This window comes from Palleronia salina, assembly GCF_900141995.1.
In the GTDB taxonomy this organism is placed as follows: Bacteria; Pseudomonadota; Alphaproteobacteria; order Rhodobacterales; family Rhodobacteraceae; genus Palleronia; species Palleronia salina.
On record NZ_FQZA01000007.1, the window covers coordinates 158,876 to 170,132 of the forward strand.

The window sequence follows — 11,257 nt, forward strand, 5'->3', positions numbered from 1 at the left end:
CCGCCGCTGACATATTCCCGGCCTAGGCGCCGGGATCCCTTTCCCTGATGGCCACAGCCCGGAGCGCCAGATGACCCTTTTCGTGACCGCCCTCGTGACCGGAATCGGCCTCGGGGCGATGTATGGCCTGATCGCGCTGGGCTTCCAGATCACCTATTCCGTCTGTTCGCGCGTGAATTTCGCGCGAGGCTCGATGGTCATGCTCGGGGCCGTCCTTGGCTTCGTGCTGACCGAGCGGGCGGGCCTTCCCGTCATAGTGGCCTATCCGCTGGCGCTGCTCGGCTGCGCGGTCATGGGGATGGTGGTCGAATTCTGCCTCGTCCGGCCCTTCGCGGTGCGCGGCTCCGAGGCGTGGCTGATGGCCACGGTCGCGGGCGGCATCCTTCTGGACAACACGGTTCTGTTCACCTTCGGCAACGAGCCGCGCAGCCTGCCGTCGCCGCTGGTCGAGACGAGCTGGCAGATTCTCGGCACCGGGGTCTATCCGCAACAGCTGCTGATCCCGGTGGTGGCGATCGGGCTGGCCGTGGCGCTCCAGCTTCTGTTCCGCCGCACCCGCCAGGGGCGTGCGCTGCTGGCGGTGGTGCAGAACCCCGAGGCCGCGCGCCTGATGGGGATCAACACGACCGTGATGATCTCGGGGTCCTTCGCGCTGTCGGCGATGCTGGCCGGGGTTGCCGGCCTGCTGATCGCGCCGCTTTTCTCGGTGCATTCGGACATGGGCACGCTGTTCGGCATCAAGGCCTTCGCCGTGGCGATCCTGGGCGGCATGACGTCGGCCTCGGGCGTGATGCTCGCGGGCTTCATCTACGGGCTGGTCGAGGCCTTCGTGACGACCTATCTCGGCTCGTCCCACACCTACATCCTGACCTTCGCGCTGCTCATCGCGGTGCTCGCCGTGAAGCCCAACGGGCTTTTCGGCCAGGCGGCCCTGCGGAAGGTCTGATCCCATGAAATTGCTTCTCCGGACCCGCACCCTCGACCTGACAATCCTCGCCCTCACGGTGGCGGCGATCCTGTCGCTGGGCGCGGTCGGCGGCTACACGCAGTTCGTGATCGGTCTCGTCGCGATCTGGACGATCCTCTGCGTCGGCCTCAACGTGCTGTTCGGGCTGACGGGACTCGTGTCGCTCGGGCAGGTGGGCTTCTTCGCCATCGGCGCCTATGCCCACGCGATCCTGATGCAGGCGGGGGTGAGCTTCTGGCTGGCGCTGCCGTTGGCGACCGCCCTGTCGGCGGTCGTGGGCGCGCTGCTCGCCGTGCCGGCGGTCCGGATGGCCGGGCCGTTCCTGGCCATGGTGACCATCGCGTTCGCCTTCATCGTCGAGCACCTCGCCATCGAGTGGCGCAGCCTGACCGGCGGACAGAACGGGCTCATGGGCTTCGACATGCCCGGGATCTTCGGGTTCACCTTCGGCGAGACCGAGCTGATAGTCCTCGCCATCGGTCTCGCCGGGCTTTCCCTCCTGGCCTATCGCGCGCTGGCCGCGAGCGGGTGGGGCATGGCGATGGCCGCGCTGCGCGACCAGGAAGTCGCGGCAGGCTCGCTCGGCTTCGACCCGTTCGTCACGAAACTCACCGCCTTCGCCATCGCGGCCGGCGCGGCCGGTCTGGCGGGCGGGCTGTTCGCAACGCTGATGCAATTCATCGCGCCTTCGAACTTCATGCTGTCGCAATCCATCCTGTTCCTCTTCGCGGTCATCCTGGGCGGGGCGGGCACCGTGCTGGGGCCGCTGGCGGGGGCCGCGATCGTGGTCTTCCTGCCCGAGATGCTGTCCGGCCTTGCCGAGTACCGGCTGCTGTTCTTCGGCGCGCTCCTGGTGGCGGTTCTGCTGATCGCGCCGCGGGGGCTGGTGGGCACGGTGGCGGCCTTCCTGCCGCGCTCGTCCGACAAGACGCCGCCCGCGCCGCGGGACACGGTGCTCGACTTCATCCGACCCGACACCACGGGCGGGCTGAAGGTCGAGGGCCTGGGCATTACGTTCGGCGGGCTGAAGGCCGTCCACGGCGCCACCTTCGACGCGAAACCGGGCGAGGTCACCGCCATCATCGGCCCCAACGGGGCGGGCAAGACCACGCTGCTGAACATGGTCTCGGGCTTCTACGTGCCCGGCGCCGGCCGCATCGAGACGGCCGGGCAGGACGTCGCCGGCTGGTCGATGCACGCCACCGCCCGGCTGGGCGTGGCGCGGACCTACCAGGCCACGCGCCTGTTCGGCGCGCTCAGCGCCGAGGACAACGTGATCGCGGGCCTGCCGCGTGGCCGCCCCGGGGCGCCGTTCTCGGCGCTGGCGACCACCGAAACCCGGGCGCTGGCGCGCGGTCTTCTGGCGCTGGTGGGGTACGCCGGCGATCCCGGCACGCCGGCCGATGATCTGCCGCACGTGGACCGCCGGCTGGTCGAGGTCGCCCGCGCGCTTGCCCTGCGCCCCCACGTCCTGCTGCTGGACGAGCCCGCCGCCGGATTGATGCAGGCCGACAAGCGCGCCCTGTCCGAGATCCTGCGCAAACTGGCCGATTGCGGGATCGCCGTGGTGCTGGTCGAGCACGACATGGAGATGGTCATGGGCATCTCGGACCGGATCTTCGCCATGGACGCGGGCCAGCCCATCGCCTTCGACACGCCCGAGGCCGTGCGCACGAACGAGAAGGTCATCGCCGCCTACCTGGGCGAGGGCACGCTCGACGCCCCCCCGCGCGAGCTGGACTACGTGCCAGGTGCGATGGACCGGCTCATCACCCGCAAGCTGTGCGCGGGCTACGGGTCGGCCGATGTGCTGAAAGAGGTCGACCTGCGGGTCGGTCAGGGCGAGCTGGTGGCCCTTCTCGGCGCCAATGGCGCGGGTAAATCGACCTTCCTCAAGACGCTGTCGGGCCTGATGGCGCCCACCGCCGGCGAGATCATTCTCGAGGACCAGAACATCCAGGGCAGACCCGCGCACCAGATCGTCGAGCGGGGCCTGGTGCTGGTGCCCGAGGGCCGCCAGGTCTTTCCGGACCTGACCGTGGCGCAGAACATCGAGCTCGGCGCCTACAAGCGCAAGGACCAGCCCGACGCCTCCGAGCTCGAGGCGATCCTGGCCCGCTTTCCCCGCCTGCGCGAGCGGATGGACAGCCCGGCGGGGCTGTTGTCCGGCGGCGAGCAGCAGATGATGGCGATTGCCCGCGGTCTCATGGCCAAGCCCCGTCTGCTCCTACTGGACGAGCCGTCGCTCGGCCTTGCACCTGCCATGGTCGAGGAACTTTACGCCATCCTGGCCGAGCTTCGCGATGACGGCATCACGATCCTGCTGGTGGACCAGATGGCGACGCTGGCCCTGGCCGTGGCCGACCGCGCCTACGTGCTGGAGCAAGGGCGCGTGGTGGCCCAGGGCTCGGCGGACGAGCTGCTGGGCGACGAGGCGCTGATCGCGGCCTATCTCGGCGGCGGCACGACCGAGCCGGACGAGATCCCGATGAAGGAGGTCGTGGCATGACGCTGGATCTCGTGATCCGCAACGCGATCCTGGAAGACGGCGGTGCGCCCCGGGACATCGGCATCCTGAACGGACGGATCGCGACGATCGCGGCGCATGTCGCCACCGACGCCCCGGCCCTGGACGCGAAGGGCGGGCTGGTCATCGCCGGGTTCGCCGACAGCCACCTGCACCTGGACAAGTCGTGTCTCATGGACCGCGCCGCAAACCCCTCGGGCACGCTCAAGGGCGCCATTGACGCGGTCAGCAACGCCAAGCGCGATTTCACCGCCGCGGATGTTTACGCCCGCGGGGCGCGCGTGTTGGACAAGGCCATCGGACAGGGCACGACGCTCATCCGCACGCAGGTCGAGATCGACCCGGGCGTGGGGCTGGCCGGGTTCGAGGCCGTGCGCCGGCTCAAGGCGGACTATGCGTGGGGCGTGGATCTTCAGATCTGCGTGTTTCCACAGGAAGGGCTGCTGAATTACCCGGGGACCGAGGCGCTTCTGCGCGAGGCACTGGACCAGGGCGCTGATCTGCTGGGCGGCTGTCCCTACACCGACACCGATCCCGAGGGTCAGATCAAGCGCCTCTTCGCCATGGCGCGGGAGTATGACGTCGATCTCGACTTCCACCTCGATTTCGACCTCGACACGAGCTGGCGGCACCTCGACTGGGTCGCGCGCGAGGCCATCGCCCACGGCATGCAGGGCCGCGTCGCGATCGGCCACGTCACCAAGCTCTCGATGCTTCCGCACGGGCAGCTGGCCGACACCATCGCCCTGATGCGGGACGCCGGTATCGCCCTGACCGTGCTGCCCGCCACCGACCTGTTCATGACCGGGCGCGATCACGATTGCGGCGTGCCGCGCGGCGTGGCCCCGGCCCACCGGTTCCACGAGGCCGGTCTTTGCTGCACCGTCGCCACCAACAACGTCCTGAACCCGTTCACGCCCTACGGCGACTGCTCGCTTCCGCGCATGGCGAACCTGTTCGCCAATGTCGCCCAGCTGGGCAGCCGCGAGGCGCTGACAGGTTGCTTCGCCATGGTGACGGACGAACCCTTCCGTCTATTGGGCCGCGACCCGGTGCTGCGCGAGGGGGCGCCCGCCGACCTGGTGGCCCTGCCATGCTCCAGCCGCGCCGATGCGGTGGCCGAGATCGGGCGGCCGATCTGGGGCGTGAAGAACGGGGCGCTCAGCTTCGAGGCGCTACAGCCGCGCTTGCTCCGGCCCGATATGCGGTGCCCGACTGCGCTGGCCGGGTGATCCCCGGGCAAGCGGTCGTCCCGAGAAATGCGGGCCACAGGTGATATCCGTCCGACCGGAGCCGCGCGCGCGTTCAAGGCGCGTCGTCGGCCAGGCGGGCCTCGATTTCGTCGGCCTTCGCACGCGCGACGGGCAGGGCGCGCCCGTCCACCAGGCAGGCCACGCGGTTCCGGCCCCGTTTCTCCAACCTGACGAGCGCGGACTCGGCGATCCAGTGGGACCGGTGAATGTGGACGCCGGGGTAGGACTGCAGCTCGTCCAATGCATCCGAGAGCCGCATCTTCAGCCGCTCCCTTCCATCCGTCGTGGTGACTTCCAGGTAGTGATCGTCCATGGAGATCGAGACGAGATTCCTCCCGATCTCGGGCGGCAGACGTTCGAGAAACGGCGCCCTCGCGGCGGCATCGGCGACGAGTTTCGCCTCGAAGGCCCGCGGTGTGCGGTATTGCACAATGACGGCAACGCCACCGAAAACGCCCACGCAGACCCATAGCCATCCCAGGAACTCCGCGGTCGGTGACAGGCCACGAAAGACCGCCTCGATCCCGGCCACGGCCAGGGCGCCCGGTACCCCGCCGACGAAGGACGCCGCGGTCAGCCGCGCGAGACGGGGCCACCGCTCCAGCCAGTGGTTCTGCAACACGAGCAGCACGGCGCCGTTCAGAAAGGCCCCCGCGCCGCAGATCGCCAGTGTCCAGTAAACGAGCCGTGCCGGAAGCGAGAGGTCTTCGTAGGTGCCGAAAGGACCCGAAAAGCCCAACGCGGCGATGACGGCAGCCAGAATCGGCCAGGGCGGGAACGCCACCCTGAGGGCCTGCAAGAAGGTCATCGGCCCAGAAATCCGCGGCATGTCTTCGGCAGACCCGACCATTTCACGATCCCCACGTACCAATTCCCGCATTCCGGGCCCAAACCTATGGATCGGTCCCTTGGCGGTCCACGATGTTCTTGGCTACGCAGGATACCATTGAATGGAAGTATTGGCGCGCACGGTCGGCTGTTGCCGTCCGCGCGGGGGGGGCAAGATGCCGATTACACCGGAAGTTTGGAGCCGTCTGGACGAGATCAGCGCGCTCGAGGGGACCAGCCCGCCCGGAGGCACGCAGGTCGATGTCACCGTTCTGGCGAATGGCAACATTCTCTATTCGTGGCTTTTCAACGGGGATAGCGGTGGCGGCTCTCCGGTTGGCAGCGACATCGCGGGTCAGATCTTCGACCCGTTCGGACAGCCCCTGACAAGCGTCCGTCGGCTGAACCAGAACGCCAATGACGGCAACGAATCCGATTGGGAGATCGTGGCGCTGCCCGATGGCGGTTTCGTGGTTGTCTTCACCCAGTCCGCGATCCCCAACAGCTTCGGAAGCTTCAAGTACGACATCGAGCTTGCGCAGTTCGACGCCGCCGGAAGCCTCGTCCACGAAGAACCCGTCGAGTTGGACGGGCGCGGCGATGATTTCTGGTACACCGGGCCCACGATCACCACCATGGACGACGGCAGGCTGCTGATCGCCTACAAGCGCGACGACGATCAGACGTCCCGCGATCCCGATACCGAGATCGTGCACCGGATCTACGACCCGCAGACCCAAAGCGATGGCGGTCTGACCGTGGCGGCGCGGGGCAGCGCGCTCGACAGCCGAGGGGCGGATGCCGATATCTGGGTCGACGACAGCGTGACCCTGTCGAACGGCAAGATCGCCCTCGTCGGACATGCGGACACGCCATCGGACGGGCAGAAGGTCTGGGGCAAGGTTCTGAACGCCAACGGATCCACCTCCGGCAACGCGACCTTCACCATCGACGGCGGCGGCGACTACGGCAAAGCGCGGGTCGCCAGCCTGAGCCAGAGCGATGCCTTCGTTGTCGTCTGGTCCGAAGAGACGGGCAATGCCCGGGATATCCGCGCGAGGATCTACAGCGAGAATGGCACACCGGTGCCTTTCACCATCGCCTCCGCGTTCACGGTCAATAGCACGACTTTTCACGATCAGCTGTCGCCCGATGTCACGGAATTGTCCGACGGCACGTTCGTCGTGGTGTGGGCCGATGCCGGCACCGGCAGCATCGTCGGACAGCGCTTCGCGTCCGATGGCAGTACGCTCGGCACCGAATTCGAAGTCACCGACCCCGAAGCCTTTGCCTTCGACGGCTTCCAGCCACGGGTCTCGGCCATGGAGGACGGCCGCTTCGTCGTGGCCTGGAACCAGTCGACCGCGATCATCGGGGCGCCGGGTGATCAGAATACCCAGGAGATCTTTTCCGCGATCTTCGATCCGCGCGATGCCGAAAACAGCCCGAATGCCTTCACGTCCGACATCGTCACCGGGACGGTACACAACGACATCATCGACGTGGCGCCCGAGGACCGGACCGTGTTCGGCCATAGCGGCGCCGACCGGCTTGTCTTCGACAATCAGGAGGCCGACAGCGGCGACGTCTACGACGGTGGTGATGGCAACGATCGCCTGACCTTCGATGGCAGCGGCGTCAATGACTTCCGCGGGGCCGAGATCCGTTCGATCGAGATACTTGAATTCGACTTCAGCCTCTTCGCTCCGGAGCTGCGCGTTGTCCGTTTCAACAGCTCGCAGGTTGGCAACGGGCTGCTGAGCCGGGATCTGGTGATCGAGGGCGGCGGCAATGCCTACGGCACCCCGACCGAAACCGTGATCGAGCTTTTCGTCGATACCGGCGCGCCCGTCGATGTCTCCGGCTGGCAGTTTGACCGGGGATGGAACGGCCCGAACCAGACCGACATCTTCCGGATCTACGGCTCGGCTTTCGACGACGAGATCATCGGCAGCGCGGTCGGCGAACTGATCACCGGCGGCACGGGGGTGGACCGTGCTTTCGGTGGCGGTGGCAATGACACGTTCTTCATTGCGCCCGGCGATCTCGACCGGGAGGACCAGGAAGAGCTGTGGGGGCAGGAGGGTATCGACACGCTGCTCTTCAGCGGGGGAACCTCCAGCGAAAGCCACGATCTGTCGCTGCACCGAATCAGGAGCATCGAGGAATTGCGGTTCGGTGGCCCGTGGACCGGCGGGGGTCTGGACCGGACGCTGACGATGCTCGCCGCGCAGATCGGCGGGGACGAGATTGCGCGATCCAGCCTGATCTCCGGGTTCGACGAGGCCGGCTCCACCGAGCGGATCGAGATCGCAATGGGCGCGAGCACGGTGCTCGATCTTTCGCGCTGGACGTTCGAAGACTGGGGCGGCCAGGGCGAGATGATCGTGGTGACGGGGGACGGCCACGATGAAACCGTGGTAGCGCCCTATGCCGATGCCTCGATCAACTTGGGGGGCGGGCTCGACGTGGTGCAGTTCGCCGAGGATCTGGCGAACTATACCACGCAGATCGGAGCGGCCGGCACGCCGACGGTCGTGACACATCTCGCGTCCGGCGCGGAAACGAGCGTCACCGGCGCGAAAATCCTGCGGTTCAACGACGGTGAAATGCCGGTCAACACCGCTCCGACGGTTTCGGTGCCGCCGCTGACTTTGGGGGTGGATGGGCGGATCGCGCTCACGGATGTGATGACGGCCTTCGATGCCGATGGCGACACCATCGAGTCGTTCGAACTGGTCGACCTGGCCGGCGACCGTAACTGGTTCGTCGAGTTCGTCGGGCCGGTCCAGCCGAACACGCCCTTCGTGACCGGCAACCCCAACCGCGTCTTCATTGATGGCGACAGCAGCCCGGGTCAGACCACGATCTCGCTTCGCGTCTTCGACGGGCTGGCCTGGAGCGACAGCGAGACGATCCAGATCGAGACTGTCGACGATCCCGCCCTGAACGGCGGACCTTCGATCGCGGAGACGGGTACGCTGACCCTGCGGGATTCGACACAGCAGACGGTGACGCTTCAGCGGAGTTACGAGAACCCCGTGGCGATCGCCTTCGTGGCGACCGAGAACGGCCGCGACCCGGTGAACGTGCGGATCAGCGAAGTGAGCTGGAACGATTTGACGCTGCAGCTACAAGAGCCGAACTATCTCGACGGGCAACATGCCGAGGAGACGGTGAACTTCCTGGTGATGGAGGCGGGCACGTGGCTTCTGCCCGACGGCACGCTGGTCGAGGCGGGAACACTGGACAGCAACCGGCTGTCCACCTCCGGCTTCGAAAATGTCGCCTTCGATGCCGAATTCGATAGCACACCGGTCGTGCTCAGCCACGTCCAGACCTTCAACGGGCGCGATTTCGTCACGACGCGGCAGAGGGCGGCCGACGCGGACGGCTTCAAGCTGACGATGCAGGAAGAGGACGCGTTGAACGGGAGCGGCCACGCCGAGGAGAAACTAGGCTGGATCGCGCTCGAACCGGGCGGCGGGCTGGCGGGAGATGTCACCTGGCTGGCGGGAAGCACCTCGGGTGTCACCGATGCGACGTCAACCGTCAGCCTGGGCACGGTGCTTTCCAACGTCTTGGCCGGCTTGTCCAGCTACGATGGGGGAGATCCCGCCTGGGCGCGTGGTGCGGGCGGGACGCTCACGAGCTTCGATGTCTCGGTCGAGGAGGATCGCAGCGCGGATACCGAGACCAGCCATGTCGAAGAAACGGTCGACTACTTCGCGTTCAACGAGTCCGGGCTGATCTCTTCCGCCCCGGTTCGGGACATCGCCGAGACAGGAACCGTGTCTCTTACGACATCGGAAAGATCGGTGACGCTGCAACGAAGCTACGACAACCCTGTCGCGGTCGCTTTCGTGGCGACCGAGAACGGGGGGGCACCGGTCAACGTTCGCATTAGCGAAGTGAGCGGCAACGAGCTGACCCTCCAGTTGCAGGAGCCGAATTACCTGGATGATATTCACGCCGGCGAAACGGTGAACTACCTGGTCATGGAGGCGGGGACGTGGATCCTGCCGGACGGAACGCTGGTGGAGGCGGGCACGCTCGAAAGCGGCCTGCTGTCCAGCGCCGGCTTCGAGACTGTCGCCTTCGATGCCGCGTTTGACAGCGCGCCGGTCGTGCTCAGTCACGTTCAGACCTTCAACGGGCGCGATTTCGTCACGGCACGGCAGCGTGCGACCGACGCGGACGGCTTCCAGCTGACGATGCAGGAGGAAGAGGCGCTGAACGGGGGTGGTCATGCCGAGGAAAAACTCGGCTGGATCGCGCTCGAGGCGGGCCGCGGGCTGGCGAGAGATGTCAGCTGGCTGGCGGGCAGTGCGGAGGATGTGTCGGACGCGAATTCGACGATCGATACGGACGGAGGCCTCGCGAAGGTCATTGCCAGCCTGTCCAGCTTCAACGGTGCCGACCCAGCCTGGGCGCGCGGGGCCGGCGGGACGAACGCGAGCTTCGACGTGTCCGTCGAGGAAGAGGTCAGCGCGGACACCGAGACCGGCCATACCACCGAGACGGTCGACTATTTCGCCTTCGACCAGGCGGGCGTCATGGCGGCCTACGACTACGATTTCTTCGTGTAGCCGGACGGGGGATCGAACGCGGCCCCGATCGGGACGGAAGCGGGAAATGCGGACATTGGCGCGTTTCTTTCCCTTCGATCGCGGAAATACGCGGCAGGGCAACCTTGGCAGGTGCGTGATGGCGAGACGGCGCGGCGAAGAAGCTTGATCGGCGTCCGGGCCCGCTTCATACTTCTCAAAGGTATTATTTTCGGCGCGGTGAACAGGGGGCGAGCGACCCGGGGGATGGGCGATCGCGTGATCCGTGCAGGTAAAAATTTGTAACAATAGATCTTGATGCCGGTCGGCATTCGGATGCCAGGGGACCGGTGGCAAGGCCGTGATGATCAGCGGCATGGCGCGTGACGATTGGGTTTTGTCAGCCATGCCTCTGCGCTGTTCACAGTCGCCATGCCACCAGAAAATTTGCAAGGAAGCATTCCAATGCCCAGCACTCCCGCCGTGTGGCTCACCACGTTCACCGCCAACACGACCACGGACGACTCGCAATACGAACCGCAGATCGTCCAGCTCAGCGATGGGAATGTGTTGATCGCCTGGACATCGGACAACGCCACCGGCGAGGGCGCAGAACCCGGCACGGACATCATCGGCCAGCTTTTCGACCCGTTCGGCAACACGATCGGCGGCGAAACCCGGCTGAACCATTATTACAGTGCCCACAATGAACGGAGTTTCGATATCGCGGCGCTGAACAATGGCGAATTCGTCATTGTCTATGAAGACGAGAACAATGCGCTCGTCGATCTGAGCTGCCCCAACCGAGTGGTCCAGGTTGATTGTTAGTGCATCGCTGGTCGCCGGTCGACGGCTATGATGCTCTCCGGCGCCGGAGGCCTGTAGCCCAAGGCGCTGTGGGGCCGGACGGTATTGTAGTGGCGACGCCACCGCTCGATGAGGATCTGGGCCTCACGGAGCGAATAGAAAACCTCTCCGTCGAGCAGCTCGTTGCGGAATCGAGCGTTGAAGCTTTCGCAGTAGCCGTTCTCCCAAGGTGAGCCAGGCTCGATGTAGGCGGTCTTGGCACCGACGGCGCCGATCCAGTCGCGGACCTTCAGAGCAACAAATTCGGCACCGTTGTCGGACCTTATAA

Annotated in this window: 7 protein-coding genes; 5 read left to right on the forward strand and 2 right to left on the reverse strand. The window is 66.3% G+C overall.

What is annotated here, in order from left to right; translation table 11 throughout:
- Positions 1 to 70: 70 nt before the first annotated feature.
- Genes BUB76_RS11655 through BUB76_RS11665 form a run of 3 tightly spaced genes read left to right on the forward strand, consistent with a single transcriptional unit; the run spans position 71 to position 4,726 of the window.
- Positions 71 to 946 carry a branched-chain amino acid ABC transporter permease gene (locus BUB76_RS11655; RefSeq protein WP_073128959.1) on the forward strand — a complete coding sequence of 292 codons (876 nt, stop codon included), beginning with the start codon at positions 71 to 73 and terminating at the stop codon, positions 944 to 946.
- Between the two features lie 4 nt (positions 947 to 950).
- The gene (locus BUB76_RS11660) at positions 951 to 3,476 is read left to right on the forward strand and encodes a branched-chain amino acid ABC transporter ATP-binding protein/permease (protein WP_073128960.1); all 2,526 of its coding nucleotides are present in this window, start codon (positions 951 to 953) and stop codon (positions 3,474 to 3,476) included.
- Positions 3,473 to 4,726, forward strand: coding sequence for an amidohydrolase family protein (locus BUB76_RS11665; protein ID WP_073128961.1), 1,254 nt, complete (start codon positions 3,473 to 3,475; stop codon positions 4,724 to 4,726). Before BUB76_RS11660 ends, BUB76_RS11665 begins: the two co-directional genes overlap by 4 nt.
- A 73-nt stretch (positions 4,727 to 4,799) precedes the next feature.
- Here the strand turns inward: BUB76_RS11665 and BUB76_RS11670 are convergent, their stop codons facing one another.
- Complete coding sequence (locus BUB76_RS11670; RefSeq protein WP_073128962.1) at positions 4,800 to 5,555, reverse strand: LytTR family DNA-binding domain-containing protein; 756 nt, start codon at positions 5,553 to 5,555, stop codon at positions 4,800 to 4,802.
- Positions 5,556 to 5,751: 196 nt separating this feature from the next.
- Here BUB76_RS11670 and BUB76_RS11675 point away from each other — a divergent pair, with 196 nt between their 5' ends.
- Both BUB76_RS11675 and BUB76_RS11680 read left to right on the forward strand, forming a co-directional pair.
- Positions 5,752 to 10,164, forward strand: coding sequence for a hypothetical protein (locus BUB76_RS11675; protein ID WP_139250857.1), 4,413 nt, complete (start codon positions 5,752 to 5,754; stop codon positions 10,162 to 10,164).
- A gap of 423 nt (positions 10,165 to 10,587) precedes the next feature.
- Positions 10,588 to 10,950, forward strand: a complete 363-nt coding sequence (locus BUB76_RS11680; protein ID WP_073128964.1) for a hypothetical protein — start codon at positions 10,588 to 10,590, stop codon at positions 10,948 to 10,950.
- On the opposite strand, the gene BUB76_RS11685 is transcribed toward BUB76_RS11680, so the two are convergent.
- A partial coding sequence (locus tag BUB76_RS11685) for an integrase core domain-containing protein (protein ID WP_139250858.1) occupies positions 10,947 to 11,257 on the reverse strand: 311 nt, incomplete at its 5' end. The genes BUB76_RS11680 and BUB76_RS11685 overlap by 4 nt on opposite strands.

Bases quoted from the DNA above. Each gene is read 5' to 3' on its own strand.
- BUB76_RS11655 (WP_073128959.1), top strand. From the start codon at position 71: ATGACCCTTTTCGTGACCGCCCTCGTGACCGGAATCGGCCTCGGGGCG.
- BUB76_RS11660 (WP_073128960.1), top strand. From the start codon at position 951: ATGAAATTGCTTCTCCGGACCCGCACCCTCGACCTGACAATCCTCGCC.
- BUB76_RS11665 (WP_073128961.1), top strand. From the start codon at position 3,473: ATGACGCTGGATCTCGTGATCCGCAACGCGATCCTGGAAGACGGCGGT.
- BUB76_RS11670 (WP_073128962.1), bottom strand. From the start codon at position 5,555: ATGACCTTCTTGCAGGCCCTCAGGGTGGCGTTCCCGCCCTGGCCGATT.
- BUB76_RS11675 (WP_139250857.1), top strand. From the start codon at position 5,752: ATGCCGATTACACCGGAAGTTTGGAGCCGTCTGGACGAGATCAGCGCG.
- BUB76_RS11680 (WP_073128964.1), top strand. From the start codon at position 10,588: ATGCCCAGCACTCCCGCCGTGTGGCTCACCACGTTCACCGCCAACACG.